We start from the raw sequence: 23,430 nt of genomic DNA, 5'->3' as shown, positions 1-23,430 counted from the left end.
ATGTTTTAAGGATTGCAAACTATCATTTGAATTGAACAAATTTAAAGGATTTACACATATTCATATTTTTTCACAATGGACACTATTATTTTTATAATATTTCCAAATTACAACTTCTAACTTATAACTTCGTTTTTTAACTTTCATTATTTGTTAAGTAATAAACATCGTTAACTAATTTTTCCCCACGAACTTTTTGATTAAATGTTATTTTGTCCTTCATCATTATAAAAATGACATCTTTTCTTAGAGAACTATCTTCACCTTCTTGTTCTTTTTCACCGAAAGAAATTACTCCTTTATAAACACTTCTTCCTGAGAAAAATAACAAAGGACAGACACTTATTGCGTCTGTTTTTACATAAATACTAATGACAAAACCAATTATAATTAAAGAAACGGCTAAATTAATTATCGAGGAATGATCCAGTGAGATTAGAGGAATAAGTAATGTTAACAAGAAAAATGAATAATCATTCGCACTCAATTTTTCTGCCTTCCTTATATACATATTTTGACCATCTTGCCCTACTCTTATTCGCTCCTCAAATCCAGCCATGAACCATTTTATAGTATACCTATAACTAAAATAAGTGTAGATTATCAAAGTAATAACGAAAAAAAATTCGGCGCTAAAATAACTAATTAAAATATGATCCTTAGCTATCCAGGATTGATTAACTAACCATTTATCGAAGCCGAAATATTTATTTCCCGCAATAAATCTAAAAATCATTACAATGACTAGTGGCGAGTAAGTTATAATCCATAATAATGCTTGTTGCAATTTACTCCACATAGCACGAGTCCTCTTTTCAATTAGTAAATATCCGTTTTGATTTTTTTCGTAAGAAATGACTCAACAATTTTATCAGAGAAAAAATGGAGCAATGGCGTTACTTCGTAATCCGGATTAAACCTTACTTTTCGATTTTCAATATCAATATGCTCATAAAGCGGCCACAATGAACCATAGCGCTTTAAATATTCTCCCTTATCCGGCTCCTCATTAGGTAAATCAGTTTTGATTTTTTTTAGTTCCTCACACCTATCATTAAAGCTTTCTTCTAATGCCTCTAGTGTTTCGGTTTTTATTGAAGCCAGTCCTCTAGACAGGATATATTGACTAGACATGCTAATAAATTCCTCTACATTTGATTCATTATCAAAGAATTTCATTGTAACGATTCTACTAATATTTGAGTCTCTTTGTTTTTTTATATGGTCATCATAACTAAAAGAATATTCCAATGTTCTTGGATTCAAAATATACATTACTTCCTCACATACAAAAAGTTCAATTTTACCCCCAAATTCAATGATATTCTGATTTTGAATAACGAGTTGCTCACCATTCCTTACTGCTGGAATTCTTTTTACCTTTCGCCGTTCCAATGCAGAAATCTTAACACCTCGATAAAATATAAAGTAAGCATTTTTTTCATTTTTAGAAAATTTAACAATCTGAAAATTTATTTTTTTATCCAAAAATGAATCCTTCTCTTTATTTAAAGATTGCATAAGTTTTTGAAATTTTAACATTAAATCCTTATCATCTTTAATTGACAATTCAGCAATATAGTCTGCTTTTGTTAATTCATGACTATATTCTTCTGTATAAAACTTTTTCCCTTCTGCACTATCAACTTTTATTTCATTTAGTTCTTCTCTTATTCTTATTTTTAACCAACTTCTCAATTCAGAAGCTATTATCTCTTTTTTTGCAAAATACAGATCATCACTCTGAGCAGCTTTAGTAACTAAGTATACTTGCAAATCTACAGTATTTAGTTCTTCCTCTGTCATTAGACTTATCTCATAAATAAAGTTTTTATGGCTATTCAAACCCAAAAAACCACTACCTTTCATGTACACAAATTATTATAATCAATTGGTATGCTCAGTTTCTGAATTTTGATATATTTCTTAATTCTTAAACGCATAAAAAAAGTCATCATCGTAATACATTCAGCTAAATACATATTATTACATTAACATTCATTGTATATTTTTATCCACAGATATAGTAAAAGCGTCGAATCTTATGAAAAGATTCGACGCTTTTACTATATCCTATTACATCATTCCGCCCATTCCACCCATGCCGCCCATGTCAGGCATGCCACCGCCAGCGCCTGCTGGTTCTGGCTTGTCTGCGATGACCGCTTCTGTCGTGAGGAACATGGCTGATACTGATGCTGCGTTTTGAAGCGCTGAGCGCGTCACTTTCGCCGGATCGACGATACCGTGTGCGATCATGTCGACGTACTCGCCAGTTGCGGCGTTGTAGCCGATGCCGACCGACTCGTTCTTGAGCTTCTCGACGATGACCGAACCTTCTTCACCCGCGTTTTCCGCGATTTGACGGACCGGTGCTTCGAGGGCACGGAGGACGAGTTTCACACCTGTCGCTTCATCCGCTGTCACTTCTGCAAGCAACGCACGAACGGCTGGGATGACGTTGATGAAGGCTGTACCCCCACCTGCGACAATCCCTTCTTCGACGGCTGCGCGTGTCGCGTTGAGCGCGTCTTCGATACGGAGCTTACGTTCTTTCAGCTCTGTCTCTGTCGCTGCGCCGACTTTGACGACGGCTACACCGCCCGCGAGTTTCGCGAGACGCTCTTGGAGTTTCTCACGATCGAAGTCAGATGACGTCTCTTCGATTTGGTTGCGAATCGTTTGAACGCGTGCTTTAATCGTTGCTTCGTCTCCAGCACCTTCAACGATTGTTGTCGTGTCTTTCGTGACGACGACTTTCGATGCGCGTCCGAGCTGTTGAAGCGTTGCCGACTTGAGCTCGAGGCCGAGGTCTTCGGTGATGACTTGGCCGCCTGTGAGCGTCGCGAGGTCTTCGAGCATCGCTTTACGACGATCGCCGAATCCTGGTGCCTTGACTGCGACCGCATTGAACGTACCACGAAGCTTGTTCAAGACGAGTGTCGCGAGCGCATCGCCTTCGATGTCTTCTGCGACGATGAGGATTGGTTTCCCTTGTTGCACGACTTGCTCGAGAACTGGGATGATTTCTTGGATGTTCGAGATCTTCTTATCTGTGATCAAGATGAACGGGTTGTCGAGCACCGCTTCCATCTTGTCTGAGTCTGAGATCATGTATGGTGACAAGTAACCACGGTCGAACTGCATTCCTTCGACGACGTCGAGTTCTGTCGTGAAGCCGCGTGACTCTTCGATCGTGATGACGCCGTCGTTACCGACACGCTCCATCGCTTCTGCGATCAACTCGCCGACTTCTTCGTCCGCTGCCGAGATGGCCGCAACTTGCGCGATCGCTTCTTTCGACTCGATCGGTTTCGAGATTTCTTTCAACTCTTCGAGTGAACGACGAACCGCTTTGTCGATTCCTTTACGAAGAATCATCGGGTTTGCGCCCGCTGTCACGTTCTTGAGACCTTCACGAATCATCGCTTGAGCGAGGACTGTCGCCGTTGTCGTACCGTCCCCTGCGACTTCGTTCGTCTTCGAGGCGACTTCAGCAACGAGCTTCGCGCCCATGTTTTCGAAGTGGTCTTCGAGTTCGATTTCTTTTGCGATTGTCACACCGTCATTTGTGATGAGCGGTGAGCCGAATTTCTTCTCGAGGACGACGTTGCGTCCTTTCGGTCCGATTGTGACTTTTACCGCGTCAGCGAGTGCGTCGACACCGCGAAGCATCGCGTGACGTGCGTCTTCTGAGAATTTGATTTCTTTTGCCATTGTTCATTTCCCCCTAGAAAAGTTTTTGAAGAATGGTGAGTCTTAGCCTACGATTGCGAGAATGTCGCTCTCTCGAACGATTAAGTATTCTTTGCCTTCATGCTTCACTTCGGTACCCGCGTACTTCGAGTAGATGACCAAATCATTTTCTTTGACGTCGAGCGCGATCCGCTCACCTTGGTCCGTGACGCGGCCTGTACCGACTGCGAGGACGCGTCCTTGTTGCGGCTTCTCTTTCGCCGTGTCAGGAAGCACGATGCCTCCGATCGTCTTTTCTTCTTTCTCCACGACTTCGATGACGACGCGATCGCCTAGTGGTTTTAACATAGAAAAAACCTCCTCCGAATATGAATGATGTATCGTTGAATCGTAAGTTTTAGCACTCATCAAAAAGGAGTGCTAACACTGATTAGTGTAGTATGAGACGACTGAAAATGCAAGCGGGAACATCAAAAAAATGCTTCCACTCGCGGTCAAGAGACCTTATTTGATACAATGGTCAAAAGGAACGTTGACTCTTAGGAATAAGGACGTGTTCAATTGGCTACACTAAACTCAAACCAATCGATAAATACCCGTTTTTCGATGGCGCCTAACATTCGGCTCCGGCATATCATCCCGATTCTGCTGTATGCGTTTGTTCAATTCTTTCCGGTATTGATTAGCGAAGTGCGCCCAGAATGGATCACGCCGACGGCAACTGGCCTCTGGTTCGCCATCGGGTTCAGTTTGACGATCGTCATCTCGATCTTCTTGCTCTGGCCCGACTTGAAGCTGTATAAGCAGCAGGGCATCCAGTCAAATTTGAACGACACGGTCAAATGGATTGGGCTCGGGATTCTCATGCAGTATGGGCTCGTCATCGTCGCCAACTTGATTGAGACGGCAATATCAGGTGACGTCATGGGGTCTCAGAACACTGAGGAAATCGCGGATATCGTCCGTCTCGTCCCGGTCATGACGCTCTCAGTCGTCTTGCTCGGCCCAATCATGGAAGAGATTCTCTTCCGTCATATCTTATTCGGGAACTTGAGCGCCCGCTTCGGGTTCTGGATCGCGTTCGCGGTCAGCTCTCTCTTGTTCGCGCTCATCCACGGGGACAACAAGATTCTCGTTTACGTGGCGATGAGCTTCGCCTTCACGGTCGCTTACGCTAAGACGCGTCGCTTGATCGTACCGATCGCGATTCACGCGTTTAACAACGCGCTCGTCATGGTCGTATTATTCTTAATGTAGAAATGAGGTGGCATTGATGCCGCGACACTTAAAAGTTATGTTTTTGTTCAGTCTCTCATTCGGGATTCTGTTCACTGTCCTCGCCTACTACTCGGTGCAGGAGTATGGCTTCAGCTTCTGGACGTACTTCATCATCGCCGTAGCAGCATATGACTTCTTCAAGGTGTACCAGATTTTAACACTCGCCCGAAAAGCAAAAAAAGAAAAGACCGATAAATCGGCATAAAAACATCCCAAGCGGACTCGCTTGGGATTTTTCATAGTCGAATCACATTTGAAGTATCGATCAACGCATCTTGATAAGCGCTTCGCATAAATAGGCCTCGAAGCGTCAATAACACACCAAGGACAAGATAAAACGTCTCGAGTAACGGTACCGTTGGCTGATCGAAGAAGAAGACACCGATGATGAATGCGAGCATGAGCGCGACAAAAACGAACGTCATCAATTTCGAGTTTGCCGAATCGCGAATCATTGCGGCTTTCTGTTTGTCTATTCGATCTAATTTTTGTTCGTAATACGTCGCCATCGTCACCCCGAATCCGGTGACTGCGCTCATCACATATTCACCGTGCCATATACCTATCCCGAGCAACATGGACCACAGGATTAATAAAACGATGAACCATTTTTTAGTGAGTCTCATTCTTTACCTCTCTTCTATAGTTTGAGCGGTGTTTCTAGCTTAATCTATGATGACATCCTGACAAAACTCAAGTCTCGTTCCGCTCCTGCTCGTACATATGTATCTCATTCATTAAAAATAACCCTTTTGTCGCAAACAAATACGTCAACGCGGTCAGTGCGAGCTGTTGTGTCGATTGGGTCACACGAGTCGCATCAAACCCAATTAAAAAGATTACGACAAACAAAATGACGGAGACCAGCCATGTCTTCTCACTCGAACGCCAAAACAGGTGCTCTCGCGTCGATGACGGATACTGTCCGGCCTTTCGTCGATGCCACCGATAAAACAACACACTCGCTATGAGAAACAACAAATGCGAGGACACCCCAAACAGGACGGCCCCGGCTACTAAACCAATACTCACCGCTACTGCCATGTTACGTCCGTTCATCATCTCCCCTCCTCTGTTCAAACTATACGAAGAAAGATGATAGAAGTTTCATTCGCTTTTGAAAAAGATATCAATCCGCGTATATTTGATAGGTAAACTATCAAATAAGGAGAGATACGATGAAGAAAGCATTTCTCGCGATGGTCGCTTCCCTGTTTCTCGTCGCCTGCTCAAACGAAGACGACCTGTCTACATACGACGAGTATGGCGTGCTCGAAGAGACGATCGAGATCGCACAGTATGAACCGAAAGTCGAGACGGACAACGACGGCAACCGTGTCATCTTGTTCTATGCAGGTGAAGGCGTCGCCTATAAGAGCGTCTATGTAAAAGACGAGCGTCACCTGAAAGTCATCAGCACGGACGATGAGGCCCCGCTCTATAACGGCACACTGTAAAACCCAGCCCCCTTCGCGCGAAGAGGGCTGTTCTCAATTCTCATAATGAATCTGTTGGTGGTGTTGTAGCCGATACGCAATCAATTGCTCACTTTCTAACGGTTCATGGAACAGTGACACGGCCGTGATTTGGTTGTTGTCATACGTCCGATAGTAATAGATACCATCATCGACGTTACAACATGAGGAATAGATCGTGTACTCGTACGTCCCGTCCCAAGCCTCGTTCAAGCCCCGCGTTTGCATTACCGTATCCAACAGTTTGAAAAATTGACCGACCGCGGACGCCTCGGTCGGTTCGCAGACCGAGTTGAAGGTAGCGAACGTTGCCCGGACGAAGCGCGACGTCGACGATAAGTCACCCGGCAAGCCTTGTCCGCCTAAACCGAGACAATAGGCATCGAGGTTCAATGTCGGCGCGAACGTATTGGCCGGCAGTTTCGTCGAGACGTGCCGATAATCATTCAGATTGAACAGCTGATACTCGAACGACGGATTGTTCGTCAAGACGCCGACTGGATTGTCGTACATTCGCAACCCGTCCGCCATCGGCTCGACGACAATCGAGGCATCTCTGTCGGCGATGATCCAGTGTAGCGGATGAAGCGGGAGAGCGTCACTGAAATTAAGATTAACCAGCTGAATCGTCGCCAGTCGCTCTTTCACTTCCTCGATTGTCGCGCATTGCCCGAGGATCCACGGAATGAACTCGAATGGAGAGATGTTGTCTCTTCCGTCGACTTCCGGCTTGAATACGGCATTCCCTGGGAAGTTCAGCCCGGCCATGCTGACCCCTTTTTCATTCGTCGCCTCGTAATAGAGCGGGTAGTCTTCCACGACGGTCGCCATCCCGATCATCGCGTAATGGTTAACGTTCTCGCCCATCCGTCTGAAGTTAAACGGATAGTGTCGGGGGGTGATCGTCACTTGCTCGTGATAGGACACGTTCAAGTCTAAGTTTCTGCCGAAGTAGTGGGCGTGCGGAGCGTACGTGATTGCTGTACACATAACAAAACTCCTTCCGATCCAATGCAGACAATAACAGCACTCTTTGTCCTATTCACGTTTTCGTCTGACATCAACCATAAGCAAAGAACGATGAGGCGTGTGCCGCATCGTTCTTTATAATTAATTCAGTTCGGTTTCGACCGTTGTGTCCGGCATGAAAAACCAAAGTCCAATGCCTTTTAATCCGAACACAAGCGCCAAGGTAAAATATACAAATGATTCAAGCGGATAACTCATTGTGTCGACGATGAACGACACGAAGGAAGCAATGACCAAAGTGACGATGATGATACGTAAAGCGAGCTCATTCGCCTCACGTCCAATGGCTTGACCGACTTTTTCATCGTGGGCAAACGCGATGTCTCGACGCCACGCATAAAAGAACAGCGCAGACATCATGACGGTCGTATCCGGCACCTCGCCAAACCAAATATCCCCAATCACAAACCCGAGCATGGCGAACATTCCGAGCTTCAGTTTATCCCTTTGCTTGAGTGATGCACGGGGCCACAGTGATTTTTTCATAACACAATAAACCCGACCGTCAACACACCATATAAGAAACCGAGCACGATCACACTGATGGCGATTGATTTATATTGCGGATACTTATGTAAGACGACCGCTCCGGCGATCACGTGAATAAACGCGACGATGAACGTCACAATCGCAAAACCCATTCGGTTGTTCCTCGCTTCCAAAAATAAATAATAGAAAATCATGGGAATTCATCCGTTTCCCGGTACAATAAAGACTGCATTCATTATATCAATTTTTGGAAAGAAGGCACATCACATCATGAATTATTCACGTATCGATTTATCGACAGAGGAAATGCTCCTCGTCAACAGCGAAGTCGAGAAAAAGAAGCGCAATCTCGTCGTCGCGTACTTGCTTTGGTTCTTCCTCGGCGGTTTCGGCGCACACCGTTTCTACTTTAAAAAGACAGGTAGCGCCCTTGGGATGCTAGCTCTTACGGTTGGTTCAATCATCCTTACCGTCGTCTTGATTGGTTTCGTTGGATTGTTCGTAGCAGGCATTTGGGCGCTCGTCGACGCGTTCCTCATGCCAGGCTGGCAACAACGCGAAGTCGAAGCGATCGAGCGCGAGACGATTGAATCGTTGAAGACTCGCTCTGAGCGTCAAGCTGCCTTTTAACGACCAAGACGGTCACGCCAACGCGTGACCGTCTTTTCTATTAAAAACTATTCTCTTTCAAGTAGAACGCAAAGTTCCGGTGCTTCCGTTCTTTCGTCGCGTAATGAATCCATAACCACGCGAGCGACTCGAGTTCTCGCGCCAGTTTCAAGTGACGCAGCGTGTGGGCGTCGAAACCAATCTTCGAGGCAAGGTCTTGAACGGCTCGGACCGACTCTTGCTCGTCTCCGGCGATGAACATCATCGACATGTTCGGATTTTCCAAGTTCTCGACGCCGGTCTGATTGAACGCCTTGACGATGCGGACGTGTGGCGCAAGTTTTTGCAGATGCTCGGCCCCCGACTTCCCTTCCGGCCGCTCGATCGAATCAAACTCTTTGGCAATCGGATTCGTCACATCGATGACGATTTTATCGTCCAAGTCCCGAAGTGATTGAATCAAATCAACGGCTGCCGCGAACGGTGTCGTCAATAACAAAATCTGTGCGTTCGACGCCACTTCTTGGAGCGACATCGTCCCTTCCCGTTCTGAACGTGTCCCATACAACACTTCATAGCCGACGTCCTCGAACTTGCGCCCGAGCGTCCGTCCGACTTTCCCTGCTCCTAAAATACCAATCTTCATGTAGTCCGACTCCCCTTCACAGTTCTTCGTCTGCGTGCCGTAGCCTTTCTCTTACCCCTTCCCCGGCTTCAGACGAAAAAAAACCTGTGTGCATTGTACGCTTGCCACCAATTTATATGGTAAAATTTTCATATCATAGTTGAGATGGGAGCCACGCTTATGCAACGTCCGCTTCGAAAATCTGCCACGAACCGCTCACTCTTCGGTGTCTGTGGCGGGATCGCTGAATACTTCGACCTGTCCCCGCTTGGTGTTCGTCTGCTTTTTTTTATCGTACCGGGGAACGTCCTCATCTATATGATTCTCGCCAACTCGATGAAGGACGCCCCACGCTATCTATAAAAAAACTCGGAAGCCGCGGCTCCCGAGTTTTTTTATGCGTTGACTTTATCTTTCATCGCCGCGAGCGCCCCACTGTTGATGAAGTGCCATGGCTTGTTGTAGTGCGGTTGGAAGAAGAAGTCGACATAGGCGAGCTCTTCAACCGTCATCTCGTTTTGGATGGCGAGCGACAACGTGTTGACCGCTTGCGTCATGTCCGCTTTCGAGAGGACTTGTCCGCCGACGACGCGGTGTGTGCCGACTTCATAGACGAGTTTGAACTGAACCGGTTCAGCCGTCGGCATGAACTCCGGACGGTACGCATCCTCAATCACAACACTCTCAACGTCGAGGCCGAACAGTCCAGCTGCTTCTTCTGTAAGTCCAGACGAGGCAATGTTCCAATCGTAGAGACGGAGACCTGACGTTCCTTGCGTCCCTTGATAACGGACACGCGGTGCGATCAAGTTCTCGGCGACGAGCGTCCCCATGCGGACGGCGTTCGTCGCGAGCGGGATGTAGGCATGTGTGCGCGCCGGGTTGTAATAGACGGCACAGCTGTCACCAGCCGCGAAGACGTCCGGGTTGCTCGTGCGCATATATTCGTCGACGATAATGGCGCCGTTGCCGAGCATGTCGACTTGGCCTTGAAGGAGTCCCGTGTTTGGGCGGAAGCCGACACAGAGGATGACGAGGTCGGCCTCGAACTCACCTTTATCGGTCACGACGTGCGTGACGTTTCCATCTGTCCCACGGAACGCTTCGACCGTCTGGCCGAGTTCGAGGTCGATGCCGCGTGACGTCATGTCTGCCTCGAGTTGGTCTGTGAACGACTTGTCGAGATACTTGTTCAAGATGCGGTCGGCACTATCGATGAACGTGACGTGTTTGCCGTACACTTCGAACGCCTCGACGAGCTCGACACCGATATAGCCGGCACCGATGACGGCGATGTTCGTCGCGTCTTTTGCCCGCTCGATGATGCGTTGGGCGTGGCCATAGTTTTTGCAGAGCTCAATCCCAGTCATCTCGATGCCAGGAAGCGTCGGGACGATCGGCCATGAACCAGTCGTCACGATCAAACGGTCGAACGTGTCATAGACGTCTTCTCCCGTGTCGAGGTTTTTCGCATGGACCGTCTTCGCTTCCGTATCGATGTTCAACACGTCGTGCTTCATGCGCATCGTCGCGCCGAGTTCTTCGAGCTCGGTCGGTGACGCGTAAAAGAGCTCTTCCGCACGTTTGACGACACCGCCGACGTGGAGGGCGATCCCACATGAGAGGAAGCTGACGTTGTCGTTCCGCTCATACACCGTGATGTCGAGATTGTCGTGCTTGGCGAGTAATCCTTTGACTGCTGCTGTTCCTGCGTGTGTACATCCGATGACTGCGATTTTCATATGGTTGTCTCTCCTTTGAGTGTTAGGCAAGTTAGCGTTTGTGATAAATATCACATTTGCTTTCTGAACTTAGTGTACTATTTCACAAGAAGGTTTGACAATCCCTTTGCTCAATTTTTCACGTAATTATGTCTAAAGTTTGAACGGCTGGTGTGACAACAAAAAACCGCTCCGCAACCGGAACGGTTCATTCATGAATGGGTCGTGCGTCTTGCTTTAAACCAGTGGTAAGTGACGACGCTGATATAGGTGAGGAGGCCGATCACGTACAGACTGAAGCCAATCAAAATCCAGCCCAGCGCGTCCCAACCACGGACGAAGACGAGTCCGATGATACACGATACGTACCCCACGACGAGCAATGTCAACGAGAAGGCGAGTCTCCGCTTGAATCGCGACTTCAGAAAGTTCAGCACGGCAATCAACAAAATTGTCGTCAACACGCCGATGATGATGAGTTCATCCCCGTAGTACTCCCAAGCCATCGCTTCTCCCCCTGACTGATGTTTAAGTAGTTTTATCGTATCACGTGGGTCCAATGTTTATCTTGTTGTTAAAAACATTTATTCCCAATCACAAAAAAAGCATCGTCCCGTTAAAGAACGATGCTTACTTCTCATTCATTTGTTTCATCAAATCGACTTGCTCTTTCACCATCGCCTCTTTCTCACGTCGGAGCACGCCCCGGTACGTGATGCGTGAAATCGATAAACTGATCTCATACAAGAAAAAGAGAGGCAGTGACACCATGAGGTGCGACGTCAAATCCGGCGGCGTGATGAAGGCCGCGATGACGAATAAGGCGAAGTAGGCGTACTTCCTGATTTTTGAGAGGAAGTACGGTGTCACGACACCGATGCGCGTCAAGAACATCGTCACGACCGGCAACTGGAACAACAATCCGAACGGGATGGTCAGTTGCAGCAAAAACGTGAAGTAGTTCGACGCCCCGATGATTTGCGTCAGACCGAGGTCTTGCCCGAGGTCCGTCGAAATATCGAGGACGAGCGGGAACAACCAATAGTAGGCGAACGCGAGACCAATCAGGAACAAGATGAAGATGATCGGGATATACGCGAGCGTCGCTTTCCGCTCATTCGGATGCAGACCAGGTGCGACGAACGCCCACAGTTGATACAGTAGAAACGGACCGGACGCGACGAGCCCGATGACGAGCGCCAAGTTCAAGTAAATCATGAGCGGGTCCGCGACCCCAAAGGCGTTCAGCTCGAGCCCTCGTTCGACGAGGTCCGCCTGCAGATAGGCGAGCACGTATTTGACACTCGGCAAAGCAATCAAAAAGAAGGCAAAGACGACAAATGCCGACAGCATCAGTCGTCTCCGCAGCTCTGTCAAGTGATCGGACAGCGCCCGCTCTTGATCAGGTTGATGATTCATGATTACTGCTCTTTCTTCTCAAGTTCTTTCTTATCTTTCTCGTCATGTTCATTCATCATACCGTTCGTGGCATTTTTAAACTCACGGAGCGTTTGACCAGCGGCGCGTCCGAATTCAGGCAATTTCTTCGGCCCGAAGATAATGAGCGCGACGATGGCGATAATGAAGATACTTGCGCCGCCTGGAATACCGACGACGAGCAACGATGATAGTAATTCCATTATTGATGGACCCCCTCAGCAGATGGATAGTGTTGCATAAAGTAAATGAGCGACTGGAGTTCGATCGACAAGTCGATGTGGTGGACGCGGACCGTATCCGGCACAGTAAGTCTGGCCGGTGTGAAGTTCAAGATGCCGCGAATACCGAAGCGGACCAAGTCGTCCGCGACCGGTTGCGCATAGGCAGACGGCACCGTGAGAATGGCGACGTCAATCTTGTTCTGTTTCATGATCTGTTCCATCTCATCGACGTGATGAATCGGGACACCGGACATCGTCGTGCCGACTTTTGTCTCGTCTGCGTCGAACCCGACGACGATATGTGTGTTATTGTTTTTAAGGAAGTTATAGTTGACGAAAGCTGTCCCAAGATGACCAACCCCGACCAAGGCGACGTTCGTAATCTCGTCCTGATTCAGTGTCTTACGGAAAAAGTCTAACAGATACTGTACGTTATAGCCATATCCCTTTTTCCCGAGCGCACCGAAGTACGAAAAATCGCGACGGATTGTGGCCGAATCGACCTTGACCGCCTCGCTCAGTTCAGCAGAAGAGACACGCTGTTTTCCTGATGAATGTAGGCTTTGGATAAACCGATAGTATAGTGGCAACCGTTTGGCTGTCGCTTGCGGAATCTTTGGTTCGTTTTGACTCAACGGAAAGAGCCTCCTTTTTACGACGCGTTTCAAACGAATCTAATTTCATACACCTTGATTGTAAACGAATTCACATGACCACTCAATGAATATACCTGAAATGGGGAAGAAATAAAGTATACTAAATAGAGAGAAAGGGGTTTTTTCACTTGATCCTACTGCAAGTCAATAACTTATCGAAATCATTCGGCGTCGAGCCGATTTTAGAGAACGTCAAACTAGAAATTCAAGAAGGCGAACGTGTCGCCCTTGTCGGCCGTAACGGTGCCGGCAAGTCGACATTGCTTAAAGTCATCGCCGGGGAATACAACTATGATTCGGGCGACATCATGAAGCCGAAAGATGTCACCATCGGCTATCTCGCCCAAGACTCAGGGTTAGAGTCGAACGAGACGATGTGGAACGAAATGTTGACTGTCTTCACCGATTTAATCGAACAAGAAAAGACGCTGCGCCGCATGGAGCAAGACATGGGTTCCGAGCGCATCTTGAACGACCCGGCCGCCTATGAGCGCCTCTTGTCGTCTTACGATGAAGAACAGCATACGTTCAAAGACCGTGGCGGCTATCAATATGAGGCGACGATCCGCTCTGTCCTTCACGGGATGCGGTTCTATCCGGACGACTTCGAACGCCGCATCGATACGCTCTCCGGCGGACAACGGACACGCCTCGCCCTCGCGAAAATGCTGCTCCAGAGTCCAGACCTGCTCATCTTGGATGAGCCGACGAACCACTTGGACATCGAGACGCTCGGTTGGCTCGAGAAGTATTTGAGCGGCTATAAAGGCGCCGTCCTCATCGTCTCCCACGACCGCTACTTCCTCGACCGCGTCGTCTCGGTCGTCTATGAGTTGTCGCGCCACCGGAGCCGTCGCTTCGTCGGCAACTACACGAAGTACCTTGAACAGAAGGCTGCCATTTACGAGCAAGAGAAGAAACAGTTCGAGTCGCAACAAGAAGAGATTGCCAAGATGCAGGATTTCATTCAGCGTAACATCGCCCGGGCGACAACGACGAAGCGGGCCCAGAGTGTCCGTAAACGGCTCGAGAAAGTCGACCGGATGGAAGCGCCGGACGGTGATGAGCGCAGCGCCGTCCTCTCGTTCTCAATCAAACGTCAAAGCGGGAACGACGTATTGAGCGGCAGCGACCTCGCCATCGGCTATGAAGAACCGATCGCCCAAAATCTCCGCTTCCAATTGCAGCGCGGCGAATCGGTCGCCCTCGTCGGCCCGAACGGAGTCGGCAAATCAACGCTCCTGAAAGTGTTGACGAAACAACAGCCGCCCCTTACCGGTGACATCCGCTACGGCACCGGCGTCGAAATCGGCTACTACGACCAGGAGCAACAGAACTTGTCGGACGCCAACCGTGTCATCGACGAGATTTGGAACGACTGGCCGCTCATGCGCGAACAAGAAGTGCGGAGTCTGCTTGGACAGTTCCTGTTCAGCGGTGACGATGTCATGAAACGTGTCCATGAACTGTCGGGTGGTGAACGGGCCCGCTTGACGCTCGCGAAACTAAAGCTCGAGCAACCGAACTTGCTCATCTTGGATGAGCCGACGAACCACTTGGACCTCGATTCGAAGATGATTCTCGAGAACGCCCTCGTCGACTATCCGGGCACAATTCTGTTCGTGTCGCACGACCGCTACTTCATCGATCGGCTCGCGACGCGCGTCTTAGAGATCACGCCGAACGGCATCGACGAGTATCTCGGCGATTATTCATATTACGTCGAGAAGAAAGAAGAACTCGAAGACCTGGCCCGACTCGCCCGCGAAGAGACGAAACAAGTCATCGTCAAGAAGCAGCGCGCCGACAAGGAACAGCAACGTGAGGAACGCCGGATGAAACAACGGATCGAGGAAATCGAGCTCACCATCGAACAACACGAGGCCCGTCTCGAGGAAATCGAGCAGCTCTTGTGTGAACCGGACGTCTTCAACGACTTCGCTCGGGCACAGGAACTGTCGACCGAGTCCGATGCGACGAAAGAATCGATCACGGCACTGTATGCAGAATGGGAGGAGCTCCATTCATGATGCGATTCCGTGCGATGCGAATCGAATGGATGCATGCTTTCCTGACCGGTCTCGCCTATATCGTGCCGACGGGGACGGAATTCGTATCCGAACTGATTCGTGGGGAGCCGACGGTCGTCCCGTCGTTCCTGTTTTATTTCTTGCCGGTCGTCATCGGCTTCATCATCCAGACGTGGAGCGGGATTGTGATCAGCTTGTTGAGCGGCCTGCTCATGAGCACGCTGTTCATCCGCCTCGTCGTCTGGCCGGTCGATGTGACCGTGCACAGCTTTTACACCCCAGGCTCAGTGTGGGGACACTTCTATCAGTCAACGCTCCTCATGTGGCTGCTCGCCCTGCTCGTCTTCATCGTGAGTTGGGTGAATATGTGGCACAAACAGAACAAACATCATCCGGACGTATAAAAAAGGGAAGCCGTCTCCAAGTTGGAGACCGGCTTCCCTTTTAACAGTTAGAAATAACGTAGCGGTTGGAACCCGCGTGTATGGAAGTCGAGCTTGAGACCGTCTTCCGTGATAAAGAACACGTACTCGTTCGTATCGACGTCACGGACGAACACTTTATAGAACGTGAGCGTCTCCTCACGGTTCGTCACATACTTCGCCTCATGTGTCGAGATGACTTGCGCGAACAGTTGCTCTTCGTCAAACTCGTTGACGATATCCTCGAACTTGGCCGCTTCCTCTTCGGTCGCTTCCCGGCCCGGGGCAATCTCATAATACGCGTCGCTCGCTTTCGGTTGGACGCCGAGATTGCGGTCGACGACGATGACACTCTCGATGTCTTGATCGTCTAGGCTCTTATAACCGTACAACGTCTCGACGAGCGTGTTCTCACCTGTGACCCGGCCGATGCCTTCGATTGATTCCGCTCCCGTGAGCGACCGGACGCGTGTCGCTTCCGGTACGATTTCTTCTTGATAAGCGATATTATAAGCGCGGATAATCTCTCGTACTTGCAAAAACGTCGCGACGACGAGCAGTACGACCAGACCTCCAATGATGATGCGTTTCGTCATGTCTCTATTTCCCCCTAGACTGTCATGCTCTCTTCTAAGGATAACCCAGGAACCGCATTCATCGCCAGTGTATCGCGCTTACCGCGCACATACGCGTGATGGGCCGCGACCCCAATCATACCGGCGTTGTCTCCGCATAGATCGAGCGGTGGGATGACGAGACGGATCCCTTCACGGTCCGTCGCTTCTTGAAGCGCAGCACGGAGTCCACGGTTGGCCGCGACACCGCCCGCGACGAGCAGTTGCTTCGCGCCCTTCTCTTTCACGGCACGAATCGCTTTCTCGACGAGCACTTCGACGACGCTCGCTTGGAAGCTGGCCGCCAAGTTTTCAGGGATGACCATCTCCCCGCGTTGTTCGGCGTTATGGACAGCATTGATGACCGACGACTTGAGTCCGCTAAAGCTGAAATCGAAACTTCCGGCTTCGAGCCGGACCCGTGGGAACTTATACGTATCTTCCCCGTCGGCTGCGAGACGGTCGATGGCTGGGCCGCCCGGGTAAGGCAGGCTGAGCGTTCGCGCGACTTTGTCGTACGCTTCTCCGGCCGCATCGTCACGCGTCTCACCGATGACTTCAAACACACCGTGCTCCGGCATGTAGACGAGCTCCGTATGTCCACCTGAGACGACGAGACAGACGAGTGGAAACTCCATCTCTTCGACGAGTTCGTTCGCGTAAATGTGCCCGGCGATATGGTGGACGCCGATGAGCGGTTTACTGTGGGCGAACGCGAGCGCCTTGGCCGCACTGATGCCGACGAGGAGCGCCCCGACGAGACCTGGTCCTTGCGTGACCGCGACGGCGTCGACGTCTTGCATCGTCACACCGGCCTCACTGAGGGCGTCATCGATGACGTACGTGATTCGTTCGACGTGGTGGCGCGAGGCGACCTCGGGCACGACCCCACCGAACCGTTTATGACTTTCAATCTGCGACGAGACGACGTTCGATAAGAGCGTCTTGCCGTCACGCACGAGCGCGACCGACGTCTCATCACAGCTCGACTCAATCGCGAGAATGAGCGATGTGTTCATTCTGTTTCACTTCCTAACTTCGCCCAATAGATATAGGCGTCTTCATTATTGTCTTGATAGTAGCGTTTCCGGCGTCCGGCATTTTCGAAACCGAACTGTTCATACAGCTTTTGGGCGCCGATGTTCGAGACGCGCACTTCGAGCGTGAGCGCCGCCAGTGACTTCGAGCGGGCGAATGCAACGAGTTGCGTCAACAGCAGATTGCCGATGCCTTGCCCACGGTATTCTGGCAAGACGGCGATATTCGTGATGTGTCCCTCGTCCACGATTTGCCAGACGCCGACGAATCCGACGACGCGACGTTCATGGACAGCGACGAAATAGACGGCCTGATCATTCTTGAGCATCTCGTTCATGAACGCTTCTTTCGTCCACGGGATGGCGAACGACGCTTCTTCGACTTTCGTCACTTCTTCGACATCGAGCCAGTTCATGCGCCGGATTTTAATATCAGCCATTGTTTTGTCCCTCAAGCCATTTCGCTTCCGCTTCAGCGAGGCGGAGATACTCAGGTTCAAACGCATGGACATCGTCCGTCACGTCACCTAAGGCGACGAGATCGCTCGCACGTCCATAGCTGTGAGCAGCCGGGGCTTCTGTATAGTCGTAAGACACGAGCGCGTCACGGAACGGCTCGACGTCACCGACGACGACAAACGGTCCTGTCATATTAGCTTCAAGCCAAGTTACGACAGAGGCGTGACAATCCGGTGAGACGGCCTCGTTCTGTTGATAGTGGCCGATATAGGCATTGCCACGGCGGGCGTCGATGAGTGAGACGACCGGGAGCTCCGTGTTCGGCGCCGCCGCCATGAGACGGAGTGCCGAAACCCCGACGAGCGGGAGTTGGAGCGTGTAGGCGAGCGTCTTCGCGGTCGTGACACCGATGCGGATGCCTGTATACGATCCAGGCCCCGTCGTCACGACGATGCGCTCGAGCTCGGTCGGTGTCCATTTGACCGCGTTCATCAGTTGTTCAATCATCGGCATGAGCGTGACGGCATGGTTTTTCGAGACCATGACCGTCGCTTCGGCTTGGATTTGTCCATGTTCGCTCAAGGCGACAGACAAACGAGTCGTCGACGTGTCCATCATCAATTGCTTCATGCGAGCACCTCCTTCACGAGCGCATCGTATGCGTCACCGACGGGCGCGAACGTCAGTTGACGCTCCTCGTCCCCGATCCGCTCGATGGTGATAGCAAGCCGCTCCGTCGGAAGCGATGACTCGATCAAGTTTGACCATTCGACGATGGCGACTCCATCGCCGTTGATATATTCTTCAAGGCCGATATCGTCCCCAGTATCTTCGAGACGATAGACGTCCATATGGTAGAGCGGCAAGCGCCCCTGATACTGCTTCATGATCGTGAACGTCGGGCTGTTGACGTTACGCGTGACACCGAGGCCTTTACCAAAGCCCTGGGTGAACGTCGTCTTACCGGCACCGAGGTCACCGTTCAGCGTTATGACCGTCCCGGCTTTGACAAGTGTGGCCAACTTCTCTGCCACTGCCTGCGTCTCAGCCGCAGAATGGGTAATCAATGTATACATGATGTTTCTCCTTTAGTCGGTTCTAGCGATACGTACTCATTGTACACTCAATTTTACGCAAAAAAAAACACGAAACGTCATCGTTTCGCTATCTCATTTAAAAATTGGTTGCGGGGGCTGGATTTGAACCAACGACCTTCGGGTTATGAGCCCGACGAGCTACCAGACTGCTCCACCCCGCGACGACATATGAAATTAAATAAAAATTGGTTGCGGGGGCCGGATTTGAACCGACGACCTTCGGGTTATGAGCCCGACGAGCTACCAGACTGCTCCACCCCGCGATGGTTTGAATTGTTTCGACATCCTCTATAATAAGTGAAGTAGTTATATAATGCAACCTTTTTCTTCATGTTTTTTCAGAATTGGAATCGGGAACATTTTAGAGAGTACAATTTATAAGAGAAAAGGAGCGCGACCGTCATGTCGAAATGGGGTAATCGCTTTAAAAAATGGTTCTTTTCCGAACTGGACGCATCCGTCTATTTTCACACCGTCCCGTTCATTCCGAACGAGACCGTCCATGGAACACTGCGGGTGCTGAACACCACTTCGCATGTCGTGCGGCTGCAAGAGTTGACGCTTAACTTTTTGACGACGTTCAAAGATATCACGCTCGAAGGCAACGAGTTTAATCGGGAGGCCGACTTGCAAGAAGTCCCAATCGCCCTATCGGCCGTGCTCGAACCAGGTGCTGAAGAACACATCCCGTTCACGTTCGATTTGACGATGTATGCCCCCTCCACCGCCGGAGCACCATACAGCGTCGAAGCGACCGTTTGGGACACCGATGGAAAACGGGTCTGGTTCGATGTCATCGAGAAAGTCGAAGTCGAACCGCTCCCTGCCTTGAAACGATTATTGGAGGCGACTGAACACGCTGGGCTCGAACTCATGTTCGTCCGTAACGTCATCGACCCAATCGGAGAAGAACGACCGTATCCGTTCGTCGAGAAATACGGATTCAAACCGGTCGGTGATTGGGCCGACGAATTTGAAGTCGTCAAATCGTTTTGGCGGGTCGACGAAGATGGGGTCGATGTGTATTACTGGCTCGACAATATCGAGAAGCAGCGTACGCTCGAGTCGATCGCCAATGACGTCACGATGCGCCATCGCTCGCTCACGTGGGACCAACTCGAACGAGAACACGATCGACTTGGACTCGGTATCCAAGAGACGTTACGTAGCCACCGTTCTTCATGAGCGGTGGTTTTCAATTGTCCAAACATCGTTACTCGTCGAGACGATCGTTTGGAACTTCTCGCGCTGCGGATGCATGAACAGCTCGTATTGGAGTCGACGCTCGTCGTGTGACTCCTTTAAGTACGCGATGTCCATTCCTCGTTGTTGGACGTCGCGCACGGAACGTCGCGCAAACTCGGTGTCGCTGTCGGTATATAGATAAACCGACACATCCCACCAATCAGATGCAAGAAACGCGACGCTCATGCCTTCGATGATCGTGATCTGCTTTGTCGGGTCGATCCACGTTCGTTCAAGGTATGGAACGTCAATCGTATAGAAGCCGATGCCTTCACGTACCATGCGGACATCACGCTCAAGTGACAGCAAGTGGTGTGCCGCCGGATGACAGGCTGTCATCTTGTAATGATGTGCCTGCCCGTCGACCTTGTAATCGAGCATGGCACTTTTCCGTAACGTCGAGTCCGTGATATATGGGTCGGTGTTAATGTAGTTCACGTCTCCAAGACTCGCTCGTAAAGCGTCAGCGAATGTCGACTTCCCCGCACCCCCGTGCCCTGAGATGCCAATAATCGTGCGGTGCTCGCGCTTGACCTGGGCAACAATTCTATCAATCAATTCATTCATACTGCTCCCCCTTTTGATACACTTTATACAGAAAGGAAGTGTACCAATCCGATGTCAACTTGTCCATTTTGTCATCCGCAACTAGATCCGTCTCAGACGATCGTCGCCGAGAATGAGACATGCTACTTCTTGATGCACGACCGTGAGCAGGACGTGCTCGTCGGCTCTGGCGTCATCGTCCCGAAACAACATCGCGCAACGACGTTCGACCTCACGCCTTCGGAATGGCACGATACATATGTATTGCTTCACGAAGTGAAGTCATTCCTCGAGGAGACATATGGCCCTGACGGCTATACGCTCGGTTGGAATGTGGGTACCGCTTCAAATCAAACAGTTCCGCATGCTCACTTGCACGTCATCCCTCGTTACGCCGACGGCCCGCACGCGGGTAAAGGATTACGTCATTGGTTGAAACGACCAGAATGACCAAACAGCTCATCGTGTGAGGATGAGCTGTTTTCGTTTCGTTTCGGTTTCTTCAAGTTGTCGCTCCAGCCGTTCCACTTCTCTCGTCATTTTCTCGATGAGTTGAGTGATTTCACGGTCAAGACCTTTTACCTTGTCGAGCGAATCATTGATTCGTCCATGCATCGTCCACTCGGAAAAGATGTCATCGAGGAAGTAGTCAGCGAATTGAATGAGCGAACCGCGTTCAATGTGTAAGCCGCTGACAACTCCTTTCACATCAGCCAATTCCCGCGAGAAGCGCTCAAGCGCAGCTTGAAGTTCATGCATCTTCCGTTCCGAAGCATCGATGGCGTCATGTTTCATTGCAGTCGCAATCAATCCACCTCCAAAGAACGTATCATACGTCGACCAACCTTTCGCACTATCGAGATGTTTGAGTGTTTTGGAGATGGCCGTTCGCGCTGAGTTCCCGGCAACGATAGCTTCTTTATATTCAACAACTAACTCGGTCATTTTCACCTGTTGATCCGTGAGGCGATATAACTCTTCCCTAACAGTAGAATCTTGCTTCAAATGAGTTTCCTTCTCTTTTATGAACGTTTCCCATTCCGCGTCAATTCCATTATAGGTCTCAAACGTCTCATATAAGTCACGACGTTCAAGCGCTAACTCATCCAACATCGCCTCGTGTTCCCGTAATTTCAATTCGGCCCGGGCCGCCTCTTCCAACTCAATCGTTTTTTGTTCGTTGAATGTTCCCCGGAGCTTACGCCACGCATTGACGAGCGAGAATGAATCTAAGTCGTAGACGTCACGCTGTTCCTTCGTGAACGAATTGAGAAGTTGTTTTCGTACAGCTTCGTGTTCGGCAATTTGTTTATCGAGTGTCTTTAATTTACGAGCGAGTCGGTCCCGTTCGGCCATCTGTTGTTGTAAGTCGTGCTGTGTTTGGTAGAGATCACTCATAGCGTTTCATTCCTCCCGTTTCTTTTCGATGATGTTCCAACAGATCTTTGACGTTCACCCCGTCAATCGTTAAGCCATCAATCGATGAGTCCTCGATGCGGACACCATCGAGCCGACAGTTTTCAAAGATTGTGTTCGTCAGATTCGTATGGAAAAACGTCGTCGGTCTCCCTGACTCGTACATGGTGACGAAACGATACTGAGAACCGGATAGATTCAAATCATCGAACTCCGTCTCCCTGAAGTTGATATTCCGAAATTGACTCTTCGTGAAATTACAGTTGCTTGCCTGAAGCTCTGAGACATTACTATTCGTTATGGAGACACGGCTCGCATCCACCCCATACGCTTGAGCACCTGTGATTGAACGCTCTTCATAGCGCAATACCATGTAATCTGTTCGTTGTTGCACTCGCTTGACGAAACAAACTTCTTCATCTGATTCGAAGACGGATTGATAACCAGCAGCCCGATAAAATGCTACGTTGTTAGGTTGGGCTGTGGATGTCTCCAACTCCCAAATTCGAACAGTCGGATGAAGCTTCTCGATTGACTGTAGTGCCTGTTTCCCAATCCCTTTACCTTGTCTGTATGGGTGAATAAAGATGCGGTCAATCCGTCCGTAATCTTGCCCTGTCAACGTCACGACGGCTCCCCCGATGACTTGTCCTTCAAGCTCGATGACATAGCATACCAGTTGTTCAATCAAGTACAGGCTCATCGCCTCGTCATCATAACCGGGTGGCTCAATATTTAAGTCCCGGTATGGCAACCGGAGACGATCTGCCTCTTGTTTGAAACTCGCCCGTGAGACCTCAGTAAACATTCTCTGGTCCGAGGCTGTGGCTCTACGTATGTACATGATGATTTCCCCCTCTTCACGTTTTTATACGAGAAGAGAGATGTAAAGGTTTCGGGAACGACAAAAAGGACGATTGAGCAGATGCTCAATCGTCCTTTGCGTTGGCCTAGCAACGTCCTATCCTCACAGGGGGAGACCCCCAACTACTTTCGGCGCTGAAGTACTTAACTTCCGTGTTCGGCATGGGAACGGGTGTGACCACTTCGCTATCGCCACTAGACAATTATTATATTAGCATATCGATTAGGATATAGCAATACTATTAGGTAATTTTGTTTAAAATAATCACATAAAGAAAGACGACCGAGCGGATGCTCGATCGTCTTTCGCGTTGGCCTGGCGACGTCCTATCCTCACAGGGGGAGACCCCCAACTACTTTCGGCGCTGAAGTGCTTAACTTCCGTGTTCGGCATGGGAACGGGTGTGACCACTTCGCCATCGCCACCAGACATAGAGAGATCGTTCTCTCAAAACTGAAGA

31 protein-coding genes, 2 tRNA genes, 2 rRNA genes and 1 pseudogene are annotated in these 23,430 nt (G+C 49.7%); 9 read left to right on the top strand and 27 right to left on the bottom strand.

Annotated features, from left to right (window positions below; all coding sequences use genetic code 11):
• Positions 1-136 precede the first annotated feature (136 nt).
• The 4 genes from KNP72_RS13395 to groES form a co-directional block, all read right to left on the bottom strand.
• Entirely contained in the window at positions 137-787 is a 651-nt protein-coding gene (locus KNP72_RS13395; protein WP_214833908.1) for a hypothetical protein, read from the bottom strand.
• A 32-nt stretch (positions 788-819) separates the two neighbouring features.
• Positions 820-1,806, bottom strand: coding sequence for a Kiwa anti-phage protein KwaB-like domain-containing protein (locus KNP72_RS13390; RefSeq protein WP_214833905.1), 987 nt, complete (start codon positions 1,804-1,806; stop codon positions 820-822).
• Positions 1,807-2,076: 270 nt separating this feature from the next.
• Complete coding sequence (groL, locus tag KNP72_RS13385; RefSeq protein ID WP_214709404.1) at positions 2,077-3,717, bottom strand: chaperonin GroEL; 1,641 nt, start codon at positions 3,715-3,717, stop codon at positions 2,077-2,079.
• A gap of 42 nt (positions 3,718-3,759) precedes the next feature.
• On the bottom strand, positions 3,760-4,044 hold the full coding sequence (gene groES, locus KNP72_RS13380; protein ID WP_214833902.1) for a co-chaperone GroES: 285 nt from the start codon (positions 4,042-4,044) through the stop codon (positions 3,760-3,762).
• A gap of 258 nt (positions 4,045-4,302) precedes the next feature.
• Between groES and KNP72_RS13375 the strand changes: the two genes are divergently transcribed.
• Together KNP72_RS13375 and KNP72_RS13370 are read left to right on the top strand one after the other, a co-directional pair.
• Positions 4,303-4,953, top strand: a complete 651-nt coding sequence (locus KNP72_RS13375; protein WP_214833899.1) for a CPBP family intramembrane glutamic endopeptidase — start codon at positions 4,303-4,305, stop codon at positions 4,951-4,953.
• Between the two features lie 16 nt (positions 4,954-4,969).
• A complete protein-coding gene (locus tag KNP72_RS13370) occupies positions 4,970-5,179 on the top strand; it encodes a YdiK family protein (protein WP_021065367.1) in 210 nt (69 codons plus the stop codon).
• 31 nt (positions 5,180-5,210) lie between these two features.
• Here KNP72_RS13370 and KNP72_RS13365 read toward each other — a convergent pair whose 3' ends face one another.
• Positions 5,211-5,600 (bottom strand): hypothetical protein, encoded by a 390-nt coding sequence (locus KNP72_RS13365; RefSeq protein ID WP_214833896.1) that lies wholly within the window; start codon positions 5,598-5,600, stop codon positions 5,211-5,213.
• Between the two features lie 67 nt (positions 5,601-5,667).
• Positions 5,668-6,033 (bottom strand): hypothetical protein, encoded by a 366-nt coding sequence (locus tag KNP72_RS13360; protein WP_214833893.1) that lies wholly within the window; start codon positions 6,031-6,033, stop codon positions 5,668-5,670.
• 119 nt (positions 6,034-6,152) lie between these two features.
• Here KNP72_RS13360 and KNP72_RS13355 point away from each other — a divergent pair, with 119 nt between their 5' ends.
• Entirely contained in the window at positions 6,153-6,431 is a 279-nt protein-coding gene (locus tag KNP72_RS13355; RefSeq protein ID WP_214833890.1) for a hypothetical protein, read from the top strand.
• Positions 6,432-6,464: 33 nt separating this feature from the next.
• Here the strand turns inward: KNP72_RS13355 and bsh are convergent, their stop codons facing one another.
• The 3 genes from bsh to KNP72_RS13340 all read right to left on the bottom strand — a co-directional run bounded on the left by bsh (position 6,465) and on the right by KNP72_RS13340 (position 8,119).
• Positions 6,465-7,439, bottom strand: a complete 975-nt coding sequence (gene bsh, locus KNP72_RS13350; protein ID WP_214833887.1) for a choloylglycine hydrolase — start codon at positions 7,437-7,439, stop codon at positions 6,465-6,467.
• A 120-nt stretch (positions 7,440-7,559) separates the two neighbouring features.
• Positions 7,560-7,904: a hypothetical protein gene (locus tag KNP72_RS13345; RefSeq protein WP_214833885.1), complete on the bottom strand. Its 345-nt coding sequence runs from the start codon at positions 7,902-7,904 to the stop codon at positions 7,560-7,562.
• Between the two features lie 56 nt (positions 7,905-7,960).
• A complete protein-coding gene (locus KNP72_RS13340; RefSeq protein ID WP_029596201.1) occupies positions 7,961-8,119 on the bottom strand; it encodes a hypothetical protein in 159 nt (52 codons plus the stop codon).
• A gap of 118 nt (positions 8,120-8,237) precedes the next feature.
• Between KNP72_RS13340 and KNP72_RS13335 the strand changes: the two genes are divergently transcribed.
• The gene (locus KNP72_RS13335; RefSeq protein WP_214716034.1) at positions 8,238-8,597 is read left to right on the top strand and encodes a TM2 domain-containing protein; all 360 of its coding nucleotides are present in this window, start codon (positions 8,238-8,240) and stop codon (positions 8,595-8,597) included.
• 40 nt (positions 8,598-8,637) lie between these two features.
• On the opposite strand, the pseudogene KNP72_RS13330 reads toward KNP72_RS13335, so the two are convergent.
• Positions 8,638-9,225: pseudogene (locus KNP72_RS13330) on the bottom strand (NADPH-dependent F420 reductase); the annotation flags it as partial.
• A 156-nt stretch (positions 9,226-9,381) separates the two neighbouring features.
• On the opposite strand from KNP72_RS13330, the gene KNP72_RS13325 reads away from it, so the two are divergent.
• A complete protein-coding gene (locus tag KNP72_RS13325) occupies positions 9,382-9,564 on the top strand; it encodes a PspC domain-containing protein (RefSeq protein ID WP_214833879.1) in 183 nt (60 codons plus the stop codon).
• 32 nt (positions 9,565-9,596) lie between these two features.
• Here KNP72_RS13325 and KNP72_RS13320 read toward each other — a convergent pair whose 3' ends face one another.
• The 5 genes from KNP72_RS13320 to KNP72_RS13300 all read right to left on the bottom strand — a co-directional run bounded on the left by KNP72_RS13320 (position 9,597) and on the right by KNP72_RS13300 (position 13,218).
• Complete coding sequence (locus tag KNP72_RS13320; RefSeq protein ID WP_058765575.1) at positions 9,597-10,943, bottom strand: FAD-dependent oxidoreductase; 1,347 nt, start codon at positions 10,941-10,943, stop codon at positions 9,597-9,599.
• A 191-nt stretch (positions 10,944-11,134) separates the two neighbouring features.
• A complete protein-coding gene (locus KNP72_RS13315) occupies positions 11,135-11,428 on the bottom strand; it encodes a YesK family protein (protein ID WP_058765573.1) in 294 nt (97 codons plus the stop codon).
• 124 nt (positions 11,429-11,552) lie between these two features.
• The gene (gene tatC / locus KNP72_RS13310; protein WP_214833876.1) at positions 11,553-12,341 is read right to left on the bottom strand and encodes a twin-arginine translocase subunit TatC; all 789 of its coding nucleotides are present in this window, start codon (positions 12,339-12,341) and stop codon (positions 11,553-11,555) included.
• A gap of 2 nt (positions 12,342-12,343) precedes the next feature.
• The gene (locus KNP72_RS13305) at positions 12,344-12,562 is read right to left on the bottom strand and encodes a twin-arginine translocase TatA/TatE family subunit (protein ID WP_021065382.1); all 219 of its coding nucleotides are present in this window, start codon (positions 12,560-12,562) and stop codon (positions 12,344-12,346) included.
• The gene (locus tag KNP72_RS13300) at positions 12,562-13,218 is read right to left on the bottom strand and encodes a redox-sensing transcriptional repressor Rex (protein ID WP_214716537.1); all 657 of its coding nucleotides are present in this window, start codon (positions 13,216-13,218) and stop codon (positions 12,562-12,564) included. Before KNP72_RS13300 ends, KNP72_RS13305 begins: the two co-directional genes overlap by 1 nt.
• A 149-nt stretch (positions 13,219-13,367) precedes the next feature.
• Between KNP72_RS13300 and KNP72_RS13295 the strand changes: the two genes are divergently transcribed.
• Together KNP72_RS13295 and KNP72_RS13290 are read left to right on the top strand one after the other, a co-directional pair.
• A complete protein-coding gene (locus KNP72_RS13295; RefSeq protein WP_214833873.1) occupies positions 13,368-15,269 on the top strand; it encodes an ABC-F family ATP-binding cassette domain-containing protein in 1,902 nt (633 codons plus the stop codon).
• On the top strand, positions 15,266-15,673 hold the full coding sequence (locus KNP72_RS13290) for a hypothetical protein (protein WP_214716533.1): 408 nt from the start codon (positions 15,266-15,268) through the stop codon (positions 15,671-15,673). Before KNP72_RS13295 ends, KNP72_RS13290 begins: the two co-directional genes overlap by 4 nt.
• 47 nt (positions 15,674-15,720) lie before the next feature.
• Here the strand turns inward: KNP72_RS13290 and KNP72_RS13285 are convergent, their stop codons facing one another.
• The 7 genes from KNP72_RS13285 to KNP72_RS13255 all read right to left on the bottom strand — a co-directional run bounded on the left by KNP72_RS13285 (position 15,721) and on the right by KNP72_RS13255 (position 19,161).
• Positions 15,721-16,287 (bottom strand): hypothetical protein, encoded by a 567-nt coding sequence (locus tag KNP72_RS13285; protein ID WP_214716531.1) that lies wholly within the window; start codon positions 16,285-16,287, stop codon positions 15,721-15,723.
• 14 nt (positions 16,288-16,301) lie between these two features.
• Entirely contained in the window at positions 16,302-17,324 is a 1,023-nt protein-coding gene (gene tsaD / locus KNP72_RS13280) for a tRNA (adenosine(37)-N6)-threonylcarbamoyltransferase complex transferase subunit TsaD (RefSeq protein ID WP_214833870.1), read from the bottom strand.
• Positions 17,321-17,782, bottom strand: coding sequence for a ribosomal protein S18-alanine N-acetyltransferase (gene rimI / locus KNP72_RS13275; protein WP_214716527.1), 462 nt, complete (start codon positions 17,780-17,782; stop codon positions 17,321-17,323). Before rimI ends, tsaD begins: the two co-directional genes overlap by 4 nt.
• On the bottom strand, positions 17,775-18,431 hold the full coding sequence (gene tsaB, locus KNP72_RS13270) for a tRNA (adenosine(37)-N6)-threonylcarbamoyltransferase complex dimerization subunit type 1 TsaB (RefSeq protein WP_214833867.1): 657 nt from the start codon (positions 18,429-18,431) through the stop codon (positions 17,775-17,777). Before tsaB ends, rimI begins: the two co-directional genes overlap by 8 nt.
• Positions 18,428-18,877 (bottom strand): tRNA (adenosine(37)-N6)-threonylcarbamoyltransferase complex ATPase subunit type 1 TsaE, encoded by a 450-nt coding sequence (tsaE, locus tag KNP72_RS13265; RefSeq protein WP_214716513.1) that lies wholly within the window; start codon positions 18,875-18,877, stop codon positions 18,428-18,430. The genes tsaB and tsaE overlap by 4 nt, the downstream gene beginning before the upstream one ends.
• A gap of 105 nt (positions 18,878-18,982) precedes the next feature.
• Positions 18,983-19,059: transfer RNA gene (locus KNP72_RS13260), tRNA-Met, on the bottom strand.
• Positions 19,060-19,084: 25 nt separating this feature from the next.
• Positions 19,085-19,161: transfer RNA gene (locus KNP72_RS13255), tRNA-Met, on the bottom strand.
• A 139-nt stretch (positions 19,162-19,300) separates the two neighbouring features.
• Here KNP72_RS13255 and KNP72_RS13250 point away from each other — a divergent pair.
• Complete coding sequence (locus tag KNP72_RS13250) at positions 19,301-20,083, top strand: sporulation protein (RefSeq protein WP_214716506.1); 783 nt, start codon at positions 19,301-19,303, stop codon at positions 20,081-20,083.
• Here KNP72_RS13250 and KNP72_RS13245 read toward each other — a convergent pair.
• Positions 20,078-20,710: a uridine kinase family protein gene (locus KNP72_RS13245; RefSeq protein WP_214833864.1), complete on the bottom strand. Its 633-nt coding sequence runs from the start codon at positions 20,708-20,710 to the stop codon at positions 20,078-20,080. The genes KNP72_RS13250 and KNP72_RS13245 overlap by 6 nt on opposite strands.
• A gap of 51 nt (positions 20,711-20,761) precedes the next feature.
• Here KNP72_RS13245 and KNP72_RS13240 point away from each other — a divergent pair, with 51 nt between their 5' ends.
• Positions 20,762-21,139 carry an HIT family protein gene (locus tag KNP72_RS13240; RefSeq protein ID WP_214833861.1) on the top strand — a complete coding sequence of 126 codons (378 nt, stop codon included), beginning with the start codon at positions 20,762-20,764 and terminating at the stop codon, positions 21,137-21,139.
• Between the two features lie 9 nt (positions 21,140-21,148).
• Here the strand turns inward: KNP72_RS13240 and KNP72_RS13235 are convergent, their stop codons facing one another.
• The 4 genes from KNP72_RS13235 to rrf (KNP72_RS13220) form a co-directional block, all read right to left on the bottom strand.
• Complete coding sequence (locus tag KNP72_RS13235; protein ID WP_214720071.1) at positions 21,149-22,087, bottom strand: coiled-coil domain-containing protein; 939 nt, start codon at positions 22,085-22,087, stop codon at positions 21,149-21,151.
• Positions 22,080-22,913 (bottom strand): GNAT family N-acetyltransferase, encoded by an 834-nt coding sequence (locus KNP72_RS13230; protein ID WP_214833858.1) that lies wholly within the window; start codon positions 22,911-22,913, stop codon positions 22,080-22,082. Before KNP72_RS13230 ends, KNP72_RS13235 begins: the two co-directional genes overlap by 8 nt.
• A 140-nt stretch (positions 22,914-23,053) precedes the next feature.
• A 5S ribosomal RNA gene (gene rrf / locus KNP72_RS13225) occupies positions 23,054-23,169 on the bottom strand.
• Between the two features lie 114 nt (positions 23,170-23,283).
• Positions 23,284-23,399: ribosomal RNA gene (rrf, locus tag KNP72_RS13220) — 5S ribosomal RNA — on the bottom strand.
• Positions 23,400-23,430 lie beyond the last annotated feature (31 nt).

The organism is Exiguobacterium sp. s152 (genome assembly GCF_018618335.1).
GTDB lineage: Bacteria > Bacillota > Bacilli > Exiguobacteriales > Exiguobacteriaceae > Exiguobacterium > Exiguobacterium chiriqhucha.
The sequence above is the reverse complement of the archived record's forward strand: the minus strand, read 5'-3'. Positions and strand labels throughout refer to the sequence as shown.

What these genes read in the sequence shown, in the direction of transcription:
- groL (WP_214709404.1), bottom strand. Translation starts at nt 3,717, where the DNA reads ATGGCAAAAGAAATCAAATTCTCAGAAGACGCACGTCACGCGATGCTT.
- KNP72_RS13355 (WP_214833890.1), top strand. Translation starts at nt 6,153, where the DNA reads ATGAAGAAAGCATTTCTCGCGATGGTCGCTTCCCTGTTTCTCGTCGCC.
- KNP72_RS13250 (WP_214716506.1), top strand. Translation starts at nt 19,301, where the DNA reads ATGTCGAAATGGGGTAATCGCTTTAAAAAATGGTTCTTTTCCGAACTG.
- KNP72_RS13315 (WP_058765573.1), bottom strand. Translation starts at nt 11,428, where the DNA reads ATGGCTTGGGAGTACTACGGGGATGAACTCATCATCATCGGCGTGTTG.
- KNP72_RS13370 (WP_021065367.1), top strand. Translation starts at nt 4,970, where the DNA reads ATGCCGCGACACTTAAAAGTTATGTTTTTGTTCAGTCTCTCATTCGGG.
- KNP72_RS13290 (WP_214716533.1), top strand. Translation starts at nt 15,266, where the DNA reads ATGATGCGATTCCGTGCGATGCGAATCGAATGGATGCATGCTTTCCTG.
- KNP72_RS13320 (WP_058765575.1), bottom strand. Translation starts at nt 10,943, where the DNA reads ATGAAAATCGCAGTCATCGGATGTACACACGCAGGAACAGCAGCAGTC.
- tsaB (WP_214833867.1), bottom strand. Translation starts at nt 18,431, where the DNA reads ATGAAGCAATTGATGATGGACACGTCGACGACTCGTTTGTCTGTCGCC.
- KNP72_RS13375 (WP_214833899.1), top strand. Translation starts at nt 4,303, where the DNA reads ATGGCGCCTAACATTCGGCTCCGGCATATCATCCCGATTCTGCTGTAT.
- KNP72_RS13335 (WP_214716034.1), top strand. Translation starts at nt 8,238, where the DNA reads ATGAATTATTCACGTATCGATTTATCGACAGAGGAAATGCTCCTCGTC.
- KNP72_RS13235 (WP_214720071.1), bottom strand. Translation starts at nt 22,087, where the DNA reads ATGAGTGATCTCTACCAAACACAGCACGACTTACAACAACAGATGGCC.
- KNP72_RS13325 (WP_214833879.1), top strand. Translation starts at nt 9,382, where the DNA reads ATGCAACGTCCGCTTCGAAAATCTGCCACGAACCGCTCACTCTTCGGT.
- KNP72_RS13240 (WP_214833861.1), top strand. Translation starts at nt 20,762, where the DNA reads ATGTCAACTTGTCCATTTTGTCATCCGCAACTAGATCCGTCTCAGACG.
- KNP72_RS13390 (WP_214833905.1), bottom strand. Translation starts at nt 1,806, where the DNA reads ATGACAGAGGAAGAACTAAATACTGTAGATTTGCAAGTATACTTAGTT.
- KNP72_RS13340 (WP_029596201.1), bottom strand. Translation starts at nt 8,119, where the DNA reads ATGGGTTTTGCGATTGTGACGTTCATCGTCGCGTTTATTCACGTGATC.
- KNP72_RS13365 (WP_214833896.1), bottom strand. Translation starts at nt 5,600, where the DNA reads ATGAGACTCACTAAAAAATGGTTCATCGTTTTATTAATCCTGTGGTCC.
- KNP72_RS13305 (WP_021065382.1), bottom strand. Translation starts at nt 12,562, where the DNA reads ATGGAATTACTATCATCGTTGCTCGTCGTCGGTATTCCAGGCGGCGCA.
- bsh (WP_214833887.1), bottom strand. Translation starts at nt 7,439, where the DNA reads ATGTGTACAGCAATCACGTACGCTCCGCACGCCCACTACTTCGGCAGA.
- KNP72_RS13345 (WP_214833885.1), bottom strand. Translation starts at nt 7,904, where the DNA reads ATGTTCGCCATGCTCGGGTTTGTGATTGGGGATATTTGGTTTGGCGAG.
- tsaD (WP_214833870.1), bottom strand. Translation starts at nt 17,324, where the DNA reads ATGAACACATCGCTCATTCTCGCGATTGAGTCGAGCTGTGATGAGACG.
- KNP72_RS13360 (WP_214833893.1), bottom strand. Translation starts at nt 6,033, where the DNA reads ATGAACGGACGTAACATGGCAGTAGCGGTGAGTATTGGTTTAGTAGCC.
- tatC (WP_214833876.1), bottom strand. Translation starts at nt 12,341, where the DNA reads ATGAATCATCAACCTGATCAAGAGCGGGCGCTGTCCGATCACTTGACA.
- groES (WP_214833902.1), bottom strand. Translation starts at nt 4,044, where the DNA reads ATGTTAAAACCACTAGGCGATCGCGTCGTCATCGAAGTCGTGGAGAAA.
- tsaE (WP_214716513.1), bottom strand. Translation starts at nt 18,877, where the DNA reads ATGTATACATTGATTACCCATTCTGCGGCTGAGACGCAGGCAGTGGCA.
- KNP72_RS13285 (WP_214716531.1), bottom strand. Translation starts at nt 16,287, where the DNA reads ATGACGAAACGCATCATCATTGGAGGTCTGGTCGTACTGCTCGTCGTC.
- KNP72_RS13230 (WP_214833858.1), bottom strand. Translation starts at nt 22,913, where the DNA reads ATGTTTACTGAGGTCTCACGGGCGAGTTTCAAACAAGAGGCAGATCGT.
- rimI (WP_214716527.1), bottom strand. Translation starts at nt 17,782, where the DNA reads ATGGCTGATATTAAAATCCGGCGCATGAACTGGCTCGATGTCGAAGAA.
- KNP72_RS13245 (WP_214833864.1), bottom strand. Translation starts at nt 20,710, where the DNA reads ATGAATGAATTGATTGATAGAATTGTTGCCCAGGTCAAGCGCGAGCAC.